This window comes from Pedobacter zeae, from assembly GCF_014196715.1.
In the GTDB taxonomy this organism is placed as follows: Bacteria; Bacteroidota; Bacteroidia; order Sphingobacteriales; family Sphingobacteriaceae; genus Pedobacter; species Pedobacter zeae.
This window is the reverse complement of the sequence record NZ_JACIEF010000002.1, coordinates 273,357-290,893: the sequence shown is the minus strand read 5'-3', so window position 1 is coordinate 290,893 and position 17,537 is coordinate 273,357. Positions and strand designations below refer to the sequence as shown.

The following is a 17,537-nucleotide window of genomic DNA, read 5'->3' as shown; positions in this document are numbered from 1 at the left end:
GGTGCTTAGTTTTTAAGCGTTTAGACAAAAAGAATCCTGTTCCGGTGTGGAACAGGATTCCATATATGACGTATTTATTATCTGCCAAAATCGTCCTGAACGCGAACAATATCGCTTTCATCCGATGGATTAGAAGCATCGGTATGTTGCCAGATTTCTGCCACAACTCCCCAGTCATCTAAACCTATTAAACGGTGACGTTCACCTTGTTGTAATTTGATCTGATCTTTCGGTGCGTATTTTTTCACTTCACCCTCTTCGTCGGTTTGGCTGGTTTTGATACCCACAGTACCGGTTACCACTTGCCAAATTTCTGCCCTGCGATGGTGATATTGCCAAGAAAGACGTGTATTAGGAGCAACGATTAAAATTTTCGGACTTAATTTACCACCAATTTTAAGGTCTTCCACATTTAATCCATCAAAATAAGTATCGGCAAATTGTTGTGCCTGTGCCTCGTCTATTACAAAGAAGCCACCCCAAGGACGGGTTTCATCGCGGTTTACTACATTAAAACCTTCAATTTTTAAACGTTGTGCTACGCTTTCGAATATTTCTTTTTTGTCGTTTGTCATTGATAAAGTATTAGTTCTTCTAATGATTGTTGAGGTTCACAGGCATTAATCACCCTCCTGTGCGGTTCTATAATTTGCGGCAAAAATAAGCCTAATAAATTAAAAAAGTGCTTTCGTATATTTTATTTTTTTAAGTCTAATCGGAGACCGGCTTAAAATCACCGTTCAGGCGGGTTAAAGACGATAAATTGCAGGTAAAAATTTTAGCAGAATAATTTCCTTTAAACGAGAAAGCCTCATATTACTATGAGGCTAATTCCATCGTCCTATTAGCATCCACCAATAAAACTAAACCAAACAAACTAATGAAATTACATAACACATAAGTTTGATAATTGTTTTTAATAAAAGAGAAAATCTTTTAATATCTTTCTTATTGAGATCCGCATCAGAAAATAATAAAATGATAAAAAAAGAGGTTGTGCCATATGTTTAAATTGTCATCATGAGCTTGTCGAACGGCTTCTTTTAAAACAATTAAAAGCGTTTCGACAGGCTCAACGTGACAAAACTTAAAGAAACTGCTTATTATACAGCCCCTATATAAACTATCTATCCTTGATTACTTCAAATCAAAGCGGTCTGCATTCATTACTTTATTCCAGGCCGATACAAAATCTTTTACAAATTTGTGCTGTGCATCTGAACTTGCGTATACTTCTGCAATTGCCCTTAATTCTGAATTAGAACCAAATACCAGATCGGCGCGTGTTGCTGTCCATTTTGGCTGACCAGTGGCCCGGCTGCTTCCGATATAAAGTTCTTTATCTTCTGCAACAGCTTTCCATGCGGTTTCCATATCCAATAGGTTCACAAAGAAATCGTTCGTTAACTGGCCTGGCTTGCTGGTTAACACACCATTTTTTGAACCATCAAAATTGGTATCCAGTACACGCAAACCACCCACCAAAACGGTTAATTCAGGCGCTGTTAAGGTAAGCAGCTGGGCTTTATCAATCAGGAATTCTTCTGTAGATACCCGAGATTTTGATTTGCGGTAATTACGGAATCCATCAGCCGCCGGCTCTAAATAACCAAAAGACTCAACGTCAGTCTGTTCCTGCGAAGCATCCATGCGGCCTGGCGAAAAAGGAACTGTAACGGAATGTCCGGCAGCCGCGGCAGCTTTTTCTATCCCGGCAGCTCCTGCAAGAACAATTAAATCGGCCAAGGAAACTTTTTTGCCATCAACCTGTGCCCCATTAAATTCATTTTGAATAGCCGTTAATACACCCAATACCTTTTGCAATTGTGGAGGATTGTTAACGGCCCAATCTTTTTGCGGTGCCAAGCGGATCCTTGCACCATTTGCACCACCTCGCTTATCGGAACCGCGGAATGTAGAAGCAGACGCCCAGGCTGTAGAAACCAGTTCGGCCACATTCAACCCCGAATCCAATACTTTTGCCTTTAATCCGGCAATGTCGCTTTCATTGATCAAAACATGATTAACAGCAGGTATCGGATCCTGCCACAGTAACTCTTCCTGCGGTACATCTGGTCCAAGGTAACGCGCCAATGGTCCCATATCGCGATGGGTTAACTTAAACCATGCCCTTGCAAATGCATCAGCAAACTGATCAGGGTTTTCTAAGAAACGTCTTGATATTTTTTCATAAGCCGGATCAAATCTTAAAGAAAGATCGGTGGTGAGCATCGTTGGCAGGTGTTTTTTTGATCCATCAAATGCATCCGGAATAATGGCTTCTGCATTTACGGCTTTCCACTGATGGGCACCGGCAGGGCTTTTCGATAATTCCCATTCAAATCCAAAAAGGTTTTCGAAAAAATTATTGCTCCATTGTGTTGGTGTGGTGGTCCAGATTACCTCTAAACCGCTCGTAATTGCATCAGCACCTTTGCCAGAACCATAACTATTTTTCCATCCCAAACCCTGGCTTTCAATATCAGCGGCTTCAGGCTCTTTACCTACATGATCTGCTGAAGCAGCTCCGTGGGTTTTACCAAAGGTATGTCCACCTGCAATTAATGCCACCGTTTCTTCATCATTCATGGCCATGCGGCCAAAAGTGTCGCGGATATCTTTGGCTGCAAGAATCGGATCCGGGTTTCCATCAGGGCCTTCCGGGTTTACATATATTAATCCCATTTGCACCGCAGCAAGTGGTTTTTCTAAATTACGGGTATGTACGTCGCCATCGGCATCGTCATCAGTAACCACCACACCATGTGCCTTGTCCACTCCTTCAGAGCCGTGTGCATAACGCAGATCGCCTCCAAGCCAGGTCGTTTCAGAGCCCCAATATACAGACTCATCTGCTTCCCAAACATCTTCGCGCCCACCGGCAAAACCAAAGGTTTTAAAACCCATCGATTCTAAGGCAATATTTCCTGTGAGGATCATTAAATCTGCCCACGAAATTTTACGACCGTATTTTTGTTTAATTGGCCAAAGTAACCTGCGGGCTTTATCGAGACTCACATTGTCAGGCCAACTGTTTAGCGGTGCAAAACGTTGCAATCCGGCTCCGGCCCCGCCACGGCCATCGCCTACCCTGTAAGTTCCTGCGCTATGCCATGCCATCCGGATAAATAACCCCCCATAATGACCGAAATCTGCCGGCCACCATTCTTGCGAATCGGTCATCAGTGCATGCAGGTCTGCTTTTAACGCATCCAAATCCAGGCTTTTAAAAGCCTCAGCATAATTAAAGTCGCTATCCATTGGGTTGGATAAACTGGAATTCTGACGTAAAATACTTAACTTTAATTGCTTTGGCCACCAATCGCCATTTCTGGTGCCACCACCAGCTACGTTGCTCTTCATGCTACCATTATGAAACGGGCACTTGCTAATATCGTTCGATTCTTTTTCCATATGTATAATTTTGTTAGTAAAACCTGATCTTTTAGTAGACTTGATCAGATTAAGATAAATTTAGAGAATTGAAATAACTAATCACAATCATTTAATTCTATAATGGAATAGTCAGAATCTATTACGGTTTGATATCAGGTATTTATAACACTTTAGGCTATGGCTCGACACAAAAAAAGTTCAACCGTGGATTACCTTTAGAAGTGTAAAAATGAAACCGGTTAATAGAGGCGGCCCCGGCATCCTGACCTCACATTCTGTTATAGATAACCAATATTTTATTTAAAAATATTGAAGATGGCTGCAATTCAGCTATTATCAGGGCCTGGACGAAAAAAGCACGATGGGTATTCAGCTTCATGCTTAACCTGATGGAAAAACCAATATCTTAGCGCCATAAAAAACATGAATAACATTTTAATCTGGATCATTTCTTTCCTTGCAATTGCTGGTGTAATTATCAGGCCTTTTAAGGTTACCGAAGCGGTGTATGCCGTAATTGGGGCTATCCTGTTAATCTTATTCCAGCTGATTACGCCTTCTGAAGCTTTTTCGGGGGTAATGAAAGGTTTAGATGTTTATTTGTTCCTGACGGGCATGATGTTGCTGGCCGAAACCGCCAGGGAAGAAAAATTATTCGATTGGCTGGCTGCTCATGCCACTTTAAGGGCCAGGGGATCGTCCGGAAAATTATTTTTGCTGATTTACCTGGTTGGTGTGGTGGTAACCACATTTCTTTCCAATGATGCCACAGCTGTTGTGTTAACGCCGGCAGTGGCCGCTGCAGTTAAAGCCGCAAAAGTAGAAAAACCACTGCCTTATTTATTGATCTGTGCCTTCATCGCTAACGCGGCTTCCTTCGTGTTACCCATTTCGAACCCGGCAAATCTGGTGATTTATGGCACGCATATGCCATCGTTAATGCATTGGCTCAGCTTGTACCTGGTCCCCTCTTTATGCGCCATTACCGTCACTTACTTTATGCTCCGGTTCTCACAGCAGGAATGCTTTAAGCAGAAAATCAGAACCGAAATTGATTTGCCCGAATTAAGTACAGGCGGCAAGACTGCTTTAATTGGGATTTGTGGAACCGCCGCAGTTTTACTGGCTGCTTCGGCCTGGGATATTCAACTTGGACTGCCTACATTGATTACCGGTGTTACTACCAGCGCAATCGTTTTGGCCAGGGCAAGAAAAAATCCGGTCAATGTTATTAAAGGCATCTCCTGGGCGGTACTTCCCTTAGTGGCAGGTTTGTTTATCGTGGTAGAGGGGTTAAATAAAACCGGGATGACACAGCAGCTAAGTGCATTGTTAAATGCTGCGATAGCGCAATCTGAAACCGCGGCGGTGTGGCTGAGCGGTTCCCTGATCGCAGTAGCCTGCAATTTAATGAATAATTTACCCGTTGGTTTAATAGCAGGAAGTGTGCTACAAAGTACACACACACCCGATATGGTTAAAAGTGCGGTATTAATCGGTGTAGACCTCGGTCCCAATCTCTCCATAACCGGTTCATTGGCTACTATACTGTGGCTGGTGGCTTTAAGACGGGAGGGACAGCAAGTAAGCGCCTGGGCATTCCTAAAATTGGGAAGCGTAATTATGACCGCTGCGTTGATAGTTGCTTTACTATCCTTATGGATTTGATCTGTTTGGTGTTTTGCTTCTGAATAACTTTATTATAACGGTTTAGTTTTTATTTATACTTTAACAAGGTATCAGTATATTTAAAATGCTCTAAAGCCGTATAGGGCTCAGTCAACCTTATATAAACATTATTGTCAGGATTCAATAGTTTACGCTTCAAATGGCTTAATTGTAGTCAATTGTTTCCCTTTAGGGGATATAACATCCCCAAGTACCAAAGATAGCAGCCATTATTTCAAATATTGAAGATTTCGAATCTTATCTGATTTTGCCAAAGTGTGCCTGCAAGCCAAATCTTAGGGTATTTCTTAAAGGACTCTGGCCCGATCCGATCAGGTATGAAAAATCAAAGGCCAAACTGCTGTAACGAACGCCAAGGCCAAGCGTAAAGTAAGAATTATCAGCCTTTTGAGGGTTTTGATAAAGGTATCCCGTACGCAGGTAGAGTGCATCTTTAAAACTGACCTCTGCGCCTGTAGATATTCCTACTTCCTGGAGCTCTTCCCTGAAACCTCCGGGTGCATCACTGAAAGAACCCAATATCCCTGCTGGCACCGAACGATCAGGATCTTTGCCTTTCACTATATTTCCATCAGCATCGTAAATGGGTTGGGTTGGTGCCATGAGTTTATTAAAATCAAGCGCAAAAGTAACTTTTGTTGTTCCTTCACCCATTTTTAGCGCAGATCCTATTTTAAAATTTGCGGGGAGGAAATAGGATTTGAGCGAATTGCCGTAAATCATCTTGGTACCAATGTTGGAGAGACCAATCCCAAAACTCAATATTGCCGGAGTTCCTCCCAATCGGATCTCCGATTTTTGAAGTGCCGAAACATCAACCGCCACCGCCTTACCTGCGCGTACATTGTTTACTGCGCCTCCTCCAATTAAGTTACTGCTGATATAACGTAAGTTCCCCCCAAGGGCAAATCCGGGCCCGAGTTTTAATGCATAGCCTATATCGAAGGCAAATTCGCTTGGGTTATAAACACCGAGATCCTGAAAATTATCGTCGCTAAAATTTACATTACCAATTGAAAAATACCTCAATGATGCCGAAACCGTATGGCGTTCATTTACCCGGTAATAACCTGTAAGTAATGAAATACTCATGCCGGAAGCAAGCTGCCTGAGCCAGGGGCTGTATGAAAACGAGGCACCAATATCTCCTTCGGGCAGAAAGGCGAGTGCCGAGGTGTTGATCGTACTGGCATTAGCATCGGCATCGAGCGCTACACCGGCATTGCCCATAGCCGCCGACCTGGGTTGTGGGGTAATAAGCAGGAAGGGTACCGCGGTATAGATATTACTCAATCGGCTCGCATCGGTCTGGACACCCCCTATAGATTGGGCAGTACTGCTGTAATATGATGCGATTAAGATAATAACGAGCCAATACTTAAAAGGCTTTGCTGATAAATAGATCTTCATAGTAGGTTAATTTCATGATGGCCTGATCATAAAGGAAAAATTACCGGGAGTACATTAGCGTTCCGAAACCGAGCTGATCAAATCCGCCGCTTTTTGGCCCGTAGTTTCCACCACCTCCCTCTGGTCTGAGTTTACTGGCAAATTGCTGCGAATAGGTGGCTTTTAACCCTTTTATCTTGGCATAATGATTAAAAATCAGTTCCCAGCAGGGACGTACGTTTCCCCTGCCTGCGCTTGAAACGGTATGATGTTCGATACCCGGATCGCAATTTTTATAGGGTAAAAACGGCACAGAATTGGTCGTATCCACATTATACTTTGCGGTATATTCGGCCAGGGCCAATACGCGGCTATTATCGAAAGCAAAAAGATCGATACCAATATTATAAGCCATTTGACAAAAAGCACCGTACAATGAAATGTTAAGTGTGGCATGTCCCTGATCCCTACCCGATTCCTGTCCCTGGCCCAGATCTTCATTTCCTACTTTATGCCTGTAAACAACGGCTTTAAAAATATTACCGTTCCCGATGCCCTTTTTAAAATAATCAATAGCGTAGTTAATTTTAGCCTGGTCGTCGGTTAAGATGCCGATAGAAAGAATGGTCGTCATGTTGGCGATATCCCAGTTGGTCCAATAATGAGTAGCACAGGTTCCGTTATGGCGTTGCAGAAAATCGAGGGCCATCGGGTACCAGACATTCAGCATCCAGTTCTGAAAGGTTTTAAATTCAGCGGTCTTCCATCCCGAATATCCTCTTACCAGCTCTGCAGCATTGGCAAACTGGTATCCATAAATGCCTGAGGCCAAAAATTTATTTGAATTACCGGTTATACTTTTATTGGTAATTGCCCATGCGTTTAAAATCTGAACAGCCTTATCGGCATATTTGGTATTCCCGGTTAAATTATACATTAAACCAAGCTGATAGGCTGCGGCAGCATCGCGAAAAGCATTGCTGTAATTATCAGGATCTGGTTCTTCGCGTGTTTCGCCTCCGCGAACGATCTTGATTTGTGGATTAGCAACGTAGTTGAGTGATACGAAATCGCTCGCAGCCAATACATCGAATCCGGCTTTCCAGGGTTGAAGTTTATGGGCAAGTTTACCTTTAATGAATTCAAAATCGCTTTTCGTATGCAGCATTGCCGGGTGAGCTATGGTTATTTTATTGGCCTGCAGTGCTGATTTAACAAAAGTTGGTTTCCGGGTATTGCTTAACAGCTTGTTTTCGCAAATTATCAATAGAAACAAGCATATTATTAAACTGGATGTGCTCAAATAATTCTTCATCATGATCAGTAATTTATGGTTCGACTAGCCTGGAGTTTATCAAAATGATCTAACTGATAATCAATGGATATTGAGACTTGTGATTTCCCTGGATGGTAACGTGGCATTTTCTTCTGGACGGTTCCCGTTCAGGTAATATGCCATACCAAACATTGCCGCATCTTCTCCCAGGGCGGATGGAACAACCGGAACATCAATTCCAAGCTTAACCAAATTCGCATTAACCTGATCGAGATACAGCGGATAAGCCTTTGCAATATTTCCACCGACAACAATGGCACCCGGGCGCTCACGAATACTGAAATTATATAAAAATTCGCTCAAATTTGTGATAAAATCGCCTACGATGCCCAAAGCCAGTGGATCCCTAGATGCGGCTAAGTCAAAAACGGGTTTGGCATCAGCAATCTCTTTCCCGGTGAGCTCCCTATAGCGGGAAACAAACCACCTGGTTGATAAGTAATCTTCTACAATTCCTTCTTTAAAAGGAGAAATACCCAAATTCGCATCAAGGGTAGTTCCGGCAGTATGAATGGCTGAGCCTACTCCTGTGCCCAACGTTATTCCCAATGCAGTTGATACACGTTTAACCGCACCACAATGTGCCTCGCCATGCAGAAAGGCTTCTGCATCATTTCTGAAAATAATGTTTTCTTTGGGGATGGCTAATTTGGTACTAAGATATGTGCGGATATCGGTTTTATAAAGCGATTCGAGCTTATTCATACCTGTAATTAAAGAAATGCCGCGCTCATAATCAAAAGGGCCGGGCATTGCTATACCCATTTTCACATTTGATCCGTTAATTCCTCCCAGTTCAATGCTTCTTTTAATACAGTTTATCCAAACATCCAAAATTTCTTCCGGCACTCCATTGTCTTTAACCTTTTCCCTTGAGTAAGACTTGGAAACCACACGTGCCTCGGTCATATCTATTAGCGAAGCCGTAATGTGCGAGCCACCAATATCGACGCCGAGTAAAGATCCTTTATGTTCTTTGAGCATGTAAATGTTTATTTACTGGTAGACAAATAAAAAAGTCATAGATACTCATTTCTTATCCAGCAAAAAAAACAAGGGCACCAGCAGCATAACCAAGACGCCCTTTTAAGCGGATAGATTTAAATAAATAGTTTAACTATCGCCATTATCGTAGTTCCGGATTTCCATACTCCTGATTACAGCACCGTTTACGGTCTGCCTTAAGCCTAGCGTAATGTTGTTTTTCTCTCCTGCTTTAAGGTTTAGCCAACATTCAGGAATATAAAATTCCCTTTGTGGCCCGGCTTCCCAGTGGCGGCCAATATTATGGCCATTTATATAGATAAATCCATTACCTGAAGCATTGATAAGTAACCTCCAGGTTCTTTTGCCTGCATTTTCAGGGAGTTTAAATTCTGCCTGGTACCAGGTTAGCAATGCATTTTGTTCTCCTTTTGGTTGTATATTATTTCCCTTGCGCGGAATTAGAAAAGTGGTATCCAATGGTACAACTTTCCAGCCCTTGCCATCGAAAGCCGCATCAGTAAATTTGTGTTCTATACCGGACAGGTTGGGAGAATAGTCCCATTTCAGGATTTTATTGATCGCGGTCACACCATCGGAAAGGCCTGCCGTACGGATACCGCATAATTCCTCCATCGGAAAATAGCCATGTTCGTGCCCTATATTTTCGTAAACAAGCCATACTTCATTATGGCCTTCTTTGAGCAGGCCGGTTAAATCGAACTGGTTGTCGTATTCAGTTTCCTTTAAAAAAGTAAAGGATTTATCGCGTTGACGGGTAACTTCTGACACCCACTTTTCGGAAGGGAATAAGCAGGGTGCGATTTTGCCGTTAACCTCCATATTGATGATGTCTCTCGAATAGGTGTTAAACAACATGCGGGTGTATTTGCTTACTTCTTCTTTATTAAGTTCGAAATCAGAACGGTAACGTACGTAGCGTAAATCATTTATCTCCATTTCAGGTAATGATTTTCCGTCATACAGCGGGCGCCATGGCCCCTGTGTATCCTCGTTGTACTGTTTTACTGTTTTAAAGCGGAAGCTAACCGGCGATACGATCTTTGCTTTGGGCACACTGTAAGTCCACCAGGTTCCTTTATCGGCCCCAACAGACGGAGGAATGATCAGCACTTTTGTTTCCATCGGCTCCAAATCATAATGAATGGAAAGGCTGGCTATTGCGGCCATTGCAGTATCTGCACTATTTTTACTTTTGATCAGTACTTTGTTTTCATCCTGGTCGATGTTGTACATGGCCTGCCCGTTATTACCTTTACCTGCTTTAACAGTTGCGTTTCCGCTATATTTCTGGTTAGCAGAACTGTTATGTATAAATACAAAGCGCGTACCGCCCGAAGATATCCGTTGTGCGCCTACGATTTCAGTTGGGGCACTTTCAAAGCTGCACAGCCCACCTTTCGAATGAATAAGTTCTTGCCCATACTTTTTAATGAAATTACCCAAATTCTGTGCAGCATAATATTTTGGCGATAAAGCTCCGTTTTCGCGGATGGCTGCATTATAATCGTAAGTTGTAGTTTGCCCCCTGGCACCCCAGCCCGCAAAATGTGTACCTCCAACAAACACATAAGGGAAAACACCTGTAGCGCCTCCGGCAATTGACATCATGCCGATAGCGTAAAAATGTTTATCATTAGAATAATGCTCTTCGCTCAGTTTGCCGCCTACGGTTGAAAACCAGCCCCCCTGTAACTCTGTAACAAAGCCTGGTGCATTGGGCTGTTGCCTTTTTAAATCGCTCATGCGTTGCGCACAATTAACGGCATCTTTCTGGCCAACATAATAATTGTCGCAATCGAACACCTGTGATAATACAGGGTCTTTGCTCCCACGGGTTTCGGCGGTAAGGCAGGTAAAAACAGGAATGGTTATACCGGCATTGCGTACACAGTTATACATGCGTTGTAAAGCGTGGACCTTATTGGTGGTTTTGTGGGCATTGTACTCGTTCTCGATCTGGATCAGGATGATTCCTTTTTTACCTTTCTGTTTTGAGGTAATCTGCTCTTTCTGAACAACTTTACATACCGCGTTATACCAGTGATCGTGCCAGTCCAGGTAACGATCATCGGCACTTCTCAACCAGAAACCCTCTATATCATTGGGACGGAACTTTGCCAGCCAACGGGGATAGCCACCACCGGCAAATTCGGCGCAAATAAATGCCCCGGGACGGACAACTGTATAGAAACCAAACTCATCCTGCGCCATTTTAAGCCACTCGGTTAAATCTTTTAAATCTACCTGCGAATAGTCATTAAGACCTTTCGGCATATTGAGTTCAGATAAATTCCAGGGTACATAAGTCTCAACGGTATTGAAGCCTGCTGCTTTTATTTTGGAAAAACGATCTCTCCAAAGTGCTTTGGGTGTTCTGAAGTAATGAAAAGCTGCACTGTACACAAAAGTCTGTTTACCATCCAGGTATAAACAGGCACCATCGTACCTGATTTTATCGGGGTAAGGAAAATTTTTATGCTGACGGAGGGTTTGTGACTTGGATGACAGCGCAATTGCCATCATGATAACTACCTGAAAAATTTGTTTCCTGAACATTATAAAATGAAAGTTTGTACATTGTTGAAACCGTATGAACGGTTTTCTTCTGCTGAATGACAAGAAAAATATCAGTTCATACTCTAAAGAGTATAATTGTTGCTAAATAGTGTCAACAAACTAATGCTTTTAAACTACAAACACTCAAATAAATATCAATGACTAAAAAAACATTGTTCTCCTTTTTTTTCATCCTGGGCGTATCGGCTTCAATAAAGGCCCAGAACAGAAACCCATTTGGCAAGCCGCTGATTCCGGATATGAACGCCGATGCCAGTATCCAACAGATCAATGGAACATTTTATTGTTATGCCACTACCGATGGCTATGGCAAAGGCCTCAAATCTTCAGGTCCTCCTATACTCTGGAAATCAAAAGATTTTGTTAACTGGAGCTTTGAAGGCACTTATTTCCCATCGGCTGTTAAAGAATTATACTGGGCGCCAAGCAAAGTTGTTCCGGCAAATGGTAAATTCTACATCTACCCTACCGTGAATGGTTACATGTATCCAGCGGTGGCCGATAAGCCCGAAGGCCCCTTCAAACTTGCCCGCGGCAAGGACGAGTGGTTTAAACCTTTTACGCCATCAACCTTATTGCAAACCAAAAAGCCAAATGGCATTGATGCAGAAATATTTATTGATGATGATAAGCAGGCCTACGTTTTCTGGAACACCAGGCATGCCGCTAAATTAATGCCTGATATGATTACTGTGGACTCGGCTGTACAGGTAATTTCGACCCCCAGAACGCAGTATTCTGAAGGGCCGATTTTCTTTAAAAGGAAAGGCATTTATTACTATTTATATACCATAGGCGGGAACGAGAAATACCAATACGCTTATATCATGAGCAAAGTTTCGCCCCTCGGGCCGTATGTCTTTCCTAAAAATGATATCATAACCACAACCAATTATGAAAAAGGATTATTTGGCCCGGGGCACGGTTCTGTTTTCAACCTGGAAGGAACAGATAAATATTACATTGCCTTTTTAGAATTTGGCAGGGGCAGCACTAACCGTCAAACTTACGTGAGCCCATTAACCTTTGCAAGCGACGGAACCATTAATCCTGTAGAGGTAAGCCTTGATGGTGTTGGCGAGCTCGCAAAAGTAAAACACCGCAAACCGTTGCAGGTAGGCCATGCTTTTGCATCGAGTACGGCCGATTCGGTAAAAATTAAACCGATCAGCGATCCAGCCTTTAAAAGGGAGGAGTTCTTCGACTCCAAATTTGCCTTTGATGGTTCAAATGGTTCGCGCTGGATGGCAAAAGAAGGTGATACTTCCAGCTGGATAGTGGCAGATTTAGGAAAAATAAAGTCTGTAAATTTGAGCGAAGTTTATTTTATTCGCCCGGCTGCAGGCCATGCTTATTTGCTGGAGACATCGACAGACGGAAAATTATGGCAAAAAAGCGGGGGGCACAGCGACATTAAAGTTCAATCGCCGCATGTTGATCAACTGGCCGTAAAATGCCGTTACCTCAGGATAAAAATACTAAACGGAGTGGCCGGACTCTGGGAATGGCACCTTTATTAAGATCGTTTGTACCGGAAATATAAGCCATAAGTTTAATCCAATTGTTAGGGGCTAAAATCAAGCAGTCCTTTAACAATTGGATTATTTAATAGATATACCAAAGCAGGGTACATGTTTCTTAAAATTGAACATTACATAAAACGCACTGCTTTTATTAAATTTTGCGGTAATGAAAGGGCAGGAAACTAAATAGGTAAAGGTAAATTTAGCCCTGCTCTTTAAATTTATTGTATTTCCTTAAGCACACAGGCAAAACCACCTCTCGGAAGCCATTTTAACTTAATGTTATCTCCTTTTCCCAGGTTAAGGTAAGTGGTATTAAAAGCTGAATCATAATCGCCATCTGCAATCAACACTGCCTTGTACCGCTTTCCTGTTTTCAAAAAATCGACAGGAATCTGAAATTCTTCTTTCCTGTCAAGGCCGTTAATGCCGGCCACATACCAGTCATTTCCTTTACGCCTGGCCAGAATAACATTTTTCCCCGGATATCCTGATATCAACCGGCTATCGTCCCAAGTTACAGGCACTTCGCGTAAAAATGCCTTGGGCGCATCCGGAAGGTTATCAAATCCTTCAGGCCTGTCGGCCATGTGCAGGATACCGGATTCGAATACTACAGATAAGGCAAGCTCATGTGCAAAGGTGGTGATATGTGGATGTTGCGAATTGGTAAAGGTTACCGGTGTATAATCCATCGGGCCAATAATATTGCGTGTAAAAGGCAGGGTTGCATTATGTGCAGCAGCTTTGCCTGTTAGCTCGGCGCCATTATTGTACCATTCTGCACCCAACACGGCCTCCATGCTCATGAGGTTCGGGTAGGTTCTGCTCCAGCCCCTGGGAATGGTTGCACCATGAAAGTTGACCATCAATTTAAATTTTGCGGCATCTTCCAGGATATCGATATAATATTTCATCATGTCCTGTTTGTCGCTCTCAAAAAAATCTATTTTAACGCCATAAACCCCGATTTCTGTCAACCAGCGAAACTCCTTCATGCGGTTCTCATGGGTCAGCATCCTGTCGCGTGGCGTAGCAGACACCCCGTTGTGTGGGCCACCCGAGTTATACCACATCATGGGTTTTATGCCTTTGCTGCTGGCATAACGCACCGCATCCTCCAACTTGCCACCGTTGCCCATGGCATCCCATTCCCAGTCGAAAAGGGTATAAGGCCAGTTCATCCGCGCCGCCAGGTCGATATAATCGCATACCTTTTTAAAATCTTTGGTACCGTGGTTATATGCCCAATAAACCCATGAACTCGCCCCTGGTTGCACCCATGATAGATCACTGATCTTAGTAGGAGTGCTGACATCTTCAACCAGGGTAGACTGGAACAGCTGTCCCAGTTCTCCGATTATAACCGTTCTCCACGGGGATAAAAAAGGAAGGGTTATGGTAGGATTTACCTTACCCTGCCTGTTTCCATCAGAAGCTGCCGGAAATAATAGTTTGTAATTGTCCTGGTCGTCCTTATTACCAAGTTTGGTCGCACAATATGAACCGTTCACGTCGGCTTCGGTTATCAGCATCCAGCAATCAGCCTTTCCCAGCGGCTTTTTAAATAATGCAGGGTAGCCCCACTCTCCTTTTGCTACCGAACCGCTTTGAACCGGATAGTAGCCCTCATAACTCGTTTTAAAAGATTGCAGCCACCTTTCTGCATCTGCCGGCATTCTATAGCTGGTGAGCTCGTCGGTTAGTTCAATGGTTTCACCGTTTTTTCCCGTCAGGCCATAACGGAAAGCAATCCCATCATCATATGCCCGAAGGGTAATACTGAGTCTTTTTCCCTGCTCACCTTTAAAATAGAAGCTGCGCTCTGTAGCGTTGTTAGCACAATATTTACGTTTGCCGTGAACCGCGGTATACGTTTCTTTAATTTGTTTTTCTTTACCTGCCTGATCGAATTTAATGCCTGAAGCAAAATCAACCGCCCCGGCCTTAAGCCCTAAATCAATAGCTGGAATCACATTCAGATAAGCACTTCCCTGTAGATAGTTTACCTTAAGGTACCACTTCTTTGAATTATCATCAGTTTTTGAGGCTAAAGACAGTTCGATCTTTTTGTTTGGCGACTGTATTTTATACTCCTGGGCACGCAGTACATGACTAACTAAAATCAGCGCTACAATTGCAATGCCTTTTATTGTATTCATTTTTACTCGGATTGATTTAAGCTCATTTTTGAGCTGCGTTTAACTTTTATTTACTCGTCGAAACTGATCAGGGCTTTAATCAAAGATTCATTTGCCTGGAGCAAGTGGTTAAATTCTTCCTTTACCAGCGAAAACGGCACCCGGTGGGTAACAAAATCCAAAGGTTTAACTAACCCCTTTCTGATACAGTCTATTACATGGGCAAAATCATGTGGCAAGGCATTTCTGCTGCTCATCAGCATGGCTTCACGCTTGTGGAACTCGGGGTGTACCACCTCAATAGTGCCTTTCTGAAGGCCAATCATGATAAATTTGCCTGTATGTGCTAAAAACCTGAAGGCATTATTAATGGCTTTTAAGTTTCCTGTGCAATCAATTACCACTTTTGCAAACTCACCATTGGTAATGAGCGATAACTGCGCTAAGGAATCTTCTTTTAATGGATTTATGGTGTGTACAATACCTAAACGTTCACGGCAAAAAGATAACCTGTTATCATTAACATCTATAACGATAACCTCGGCCCCACTTATTTTAGCAAATGCAATAGTACCCAGGCCAATTGGCCCTGCTCCGAGTATCACCACGGTATCGCCCTTGCTCAACTGTGCCAGGCCAACGCCGTGTGCGCCAATGGCTAATGGTTCTATCAATGCCAGTTCATCTACCGTCAGTCCTTCACCGCTAACCAGTGCTGATGCCGGAACCGTAATATACTCCTGCATGGCCCCATCGATATGCACACCAAAAACTTTAATCTTAACACAACAATTGGTTCTGCCACTGCGGCATGCAATACAGGTGCCGCAATAAAAATATGGACTAATTGTAACCAGGTCTCCGGCTTTAAAGTCAAGCGCAGTACCCGCATTCACCACTTCGGCAGCAATTTCGTGCCCTAGTATTCTGGGATACTCAAAAAACGGCTGCGTTCCTTCGAATGCATGGTAGTCGGTACCGCAAATACCCAGTCTTTTCATCCTGAGTAGCACCATGCCCTCTTCAAGAAGTGGCATTTCTTTATCGATATAGTTGAATTCTCCTGGTGTTCTACAAACTAATGCTTTCATGATTATTTTAAAAATTCAATTAATCCCTGGGTTTTCATTTCTTTCCAAAACCCATCGGGAATTTTCTTTTCGGCCAGAGCGGCATTGATTGCCACTTTCTCAGGCCGTGTAGTATTTAAAGCAATGCTTTTTACCCCCGGGAAGTTTGCAGAAAAATTAAAACAGGCTTCGGCCGGAAGTACATTAAACTGATTGCAGATCCGGAAAAATTTCTCCCTCCAATCCAGCAGCATTTTCCCTGTTAAACTGCTGGGTTCAACCGGCTGGTAATTGTAAAAATCGCCACCGGTTAAAAACCCACCGTTAAATATGGCCGAGTTAATTACTTTAATATTTTTTTGGTTGAGCTCACGTATAAACGTAACCAGCTCCTTTGGATGCGATTTGACAGTCAAACTATTGGCAATCATCACCCAGTCGAGCTTAACATCTGCCGCTATTGTGCGGATGATTTTCCAGTCTTTTGCACCGACTCCAATGGATGATACCAGACCCGCAGATTTTAATTCGGCCAAGGCCATGTAAGCATCCAGGATTTGCTGATACCTTTCTTTATAATCGTCCTGGTTATCACTTGCAAAAAGGTATTCGTCGGGATCGTGTACCGATACCATTTGAGCCTGGTAATTGCCCAGTAGCGCATTGCCTTGTTCGAAGCATTTTAATATCCCATCGTAGCTGATCATCTGAACAGCATCATGTTCAATATCCTTCCAAACTCCTGCTTCAAATGTAGGTTCAGGGGTTAAAAGCGGGGTTCGATACCAACCCAGTTTATTGCTGATTACAACCTGCTGTGGATCTACATTTAAATCCCGTAAACATTTTCCCAGCGACTCCAGTGCAAGGCCTGCTCCGTATTTTCCGGCCGAATCAAAAAAAGCAACGGGTTTTGATGAAGCCACACATGCCTTTACCACCTCCAGTTTAACGCTATAATCTACTGCCTGATAAAGATTCCCCAAACTGCTGGTACCAAAAATAACCGGCGGCAACACTTCTGATTTCAAGGCAGGTGCAACATCACTTAATCTCTCCATTAATCCTGTCCGGTTAACTTAAAGATATTTTGCATAAGCAACCATTTTTCTCCTGGTTTGGCAATTGGCAAAGCCTGCTGGTATTTCCACATCAGTTGTTCCCACTCAGCTACTTTGAGGTTGGCGGCATCCATTTTTGCTTTTTTTTCAAAGCTAAAATCATCGTTGGTTTCCATCACCATAAACAGCCTGTTGGCAACCCGGTATATTTCCATCTCTACAATTCCTGCCTCCGTAATGCTTTGTTTAATCTCAGGCCAAACATTAAGGTGATAGCGCTCATATTCCTCCATAAGCTTCGGGTCATCTACCAAATCAAGCGCCAAACAATATCTTTTCATATTTTA

Annotated in this window: 12 protein-coding genes; 2 read left to right on the top strand and 10 right to left on the bottom strand. The window is 43.0% G+C overall.

Features of this window, described 5'->3' with window-relative positions; all coding sequences use genetic code 11:
• Positions 1-77: 77 nt before the first annotated feature.
• Both GGQ60_RS07620 and katG read right to left on the bottom strand, forming a co-directional pair.
• Positions 78-575 (bottom strand): cupin domain-containing protein, encoded by a 498-nt coding sequence (locus GGQ60_RS07620; RefSeq protein WP_183761882.1) that lies wholly within the window; start codon positions 573-575, stop codon positions 78-80.
• A gap of 562 nt (positions 576-1,137) precedes the next feature.
• Positions 1,138-3,414, bottom strand: coding sequence for a catalase/peroxidase HPI (katG, locus tag GGQ60_RS07615; RefSeq protein ID WP_183761880.1), 2,277 nt, complete (start codon positions 3,412-3,414; stop codon positions 1,138-1,140).
• Positions 3,415-3,819: 405 nt separating this feature from the next.
• Here katG and GGQ60_RS07610 point away from each other — a divergent pair, with 405 nt between their 5' ends.
• A complete protein-coding gene (locus GGQ60_RS07610; RefSeq protein WP_183761877.1) occupies positions 3,820-5,064 on the top strand; it encodes an arsenic transporter in 1,245 nt (414 codons plus the stop codon).
• Positions 5,065-5,322: 258 nt separating this feature from the next.
• Here the strand turns inward: GGQ60_RS07610 and porV are convergent, their stop codons facing one another.
• The 4 genes from porV to GGQ60_RS07590 all read right to left on the bottom strand — a co-directional run bounded on the left by porV (position 5,323) and on the right by GGQ60_RS07590 (position 11,374).
• Positions 5,323-6,495: a type IX secretion system outer membrane channel protein PorV gene (porV, locus tag GGQ60_RS07605; protein ID WP_183761874.1), complete on the bottom strand. Its 1,173-nt coding sequence runs from the start codon at positions 6,493-6,495 to the stop codon at positions 5,323-5,325.
• Between the two features lie 40 nt (positions 6,496-6,535).
• Complete coding sequence (locus tag GGQ60_RS07600; RefSeq protein ID WP_229685041.1) at positions 6,536-7,792, bottom strand: alginate lyase family protein; 1,257 nt, start codon at positions 7,790-7,792, stop codon at positions 6,536-6,538.
• Positions 7,793-7,849: 57 nt separating this feature from the next.
• On the bottom strand, positions 7,850-8,794 hold the full coding sequence (locus GGQ60_RS07595; RefSeq protein WP_183761871.1) for an ROK family protein: 945 nt from the start codon (positions 8,792-8,794) through the stop codon (positions 7,850-7,852).
• A gap of 129 nt (positions 8,795-8,923) precedes the next feature.
• Positions 8,924-11,374 (bottom strand): beta-galactosidase, encoded by a 2,451-nt coding sequence (locus GGQ60_RS07590; RefSeq protein ID WP_183761868.1) that lies wholly within the window; start codon positions 11,372-11,374, stop codon positions 8,924-8,926.
• Positions 11,375-11,532: 158 nt separating this feature from the next.
• Here GGQ60_RS07590 and GGQ60_RS07585 point away from each other — a divergent pair, with 158 nt between their 5' ends.
• On the top strand, positions 11,533-12,915 hold the full coding sequence (locus GGQ60_RS07585) for a family 43 glycosylhydrolase (protein WP_183761865.1): 1,383 nt from the start codon (positions 11,533-11,535) through the stop codon (positions 12,913-12,915).
• Positions 12,916-13,139: 224 nt separating this feature from the next.
• Here the strand turns inward: GGQ60_RS07585 and GGQ60_RS07580 are convergent, their stop codons facing one another.
• The 4 genes from GGQ60_RS07580 to GGQ60_RS07565 are packed head-to-tail and all read right to left on the bottom strand — an operon-like array spanning position 13,140 to position 17,531.
• On the bottom strand, positions 13,140-15,080 hold the full coding sequence (locus tag GGQ60_RS07580) for a glycoside hydrolase family 97 protein (RefSeq protein WP_183761862.1): 1,941 nt from the start codon (positions 15,078-15,080) through the stop codon (positions 13,140-13,142).
• Positions 15,081-15,130: 50 nt separating this feature from the next.
• On the bottom strand, positions 15,131-16,150 hold the full coding sequence (locus GGQ60_RS07575; protein ID WP_183761859.1) for a zinc-binding alcohol dehydrogenase family protein: 1,020 nt from the start codon (positions 16,148-16,150) through the stop codon (positions 15,131-15,133).
• Positions 16,151-16,152: 2 nt separating this feature from the next.
• Positions 16,153-17,190: an aldo/keto reductase gene (locus GGQ60_RS07570; protein WP_183761856.1), complete on the bottom strand. Its 1,038-nt coding sequence runs from the start codon at positions 17,188-17,190 to the stop codon at positions 16,153-16,155.
• Positions 17,190-17,531 (bottom strand): L-rhamnose mutarotase, encoded by a 342-nt coding sequence (locus GGQ60_RS07565; protein WP_183761853.1) that lies wholly within the window; start codon positions 17,529-17,531, stop codon positions 17,190-17,192. The genes GGQ60_RS07570 and GGQ60_RS07565 overlap by 1 nt, the downstream gene beginning before the upstream one ends.
• Between the last annotated feature and the right edge of the window lie 6 nt (positions 17,532-17,537).

What these genes read in the sequence shown, in the direction of transcription:
- GGQ60_RS07620 (WP_183761882.1), bottom strand. Translation starts at nt 575, where the DNA reads ATGACAAACGACAAAAAAGAAATATTCGAAAGCGTAGCACAACGTTTA.
- GGQ60_RS07610 (WP_183761877.1), top strand. Translation starts at nt 3,820, where the DNA reads ATGAATAACATTTTAATCTGGATCATTTCTTTCCTTGCAATTGCTGGT.
- katG (WP_183761880.1), bottom strand. Translation starts at nt 3,414, where the DNA reads ATGGAAAAAGAATCGAACGATATTAGCAAGTGCCCGTTTCATAATGGT.
- GGQ60_RS07595 (WP_183761871.1), bottom strand. Translation starts at nt 8,794, where the DNA reads ATGCTCAAAGAACATAAAGGATCTTTACTCGGCGTCGATATTGGTGGC.
- GGQ60_RS07580 (WP_183761862.1), bottom strand. Translation starts at nt 15,080, where the DNA reads ATGAATACAATAAAAGGCATTGCAATTGTAGCGCTGATTTTAGTTAGT.
- GGQ60_RS07585 (WP_183761865.1), top strand. Translation starts at nt 11,533, where the DNA reads ATGACTAAAAAAACATTGTTCTCCTTTTTTTTCATCCTGGGCGTATCG.
- GGQ60_RS07600 (WP_229685041.1), bottom strand. Translation starts at nt 7,792, where the DNA reads ATGATGAAGAATTATTTGAGCACATCCAGTTTAATAATATGCTTGTTT.
- GGQ60_RS07570 (WP_183761856.1), bottom strand. Translation starts at nt 17,190, where the DNA reads ATGGAGAGATTAAGTGATGTTGCACCTGCCTTGAAATCAGAAGTGTTG.
- GGQ60_RS07590 (WP_183761868.1), bottom strand. Translation starts at nt 11,374, where the DNA reads ATGTTCAGGAAACAAATTTTTCAGGTAGTTATCATGATGGCAATTGCG.
- porV (WP_183761874.1), bottom strand. Translation starts at nt 6,495, where the DNA reads ATGAAGATCTATTTATCAGCAAAGCCTTTTAAGTATTGGCTCGTTATT.
- GGQ60_RS07575 (WP_183761859.1), bottom strand. Translation starts at nt 16,150, where the DNA reads ATGAAAGCATTAGTTTGTAGAACACCAGGAGAATTCAACTATATCGAT.
- GGQ60_RS07565 (WP_183761853.1), bottom strand. Translation starts at nt 17,531, where the DNA reads ATGAAAAGATATTGTTTGGCGCTTGATTTGGTAGATGACCCGAAGCTT.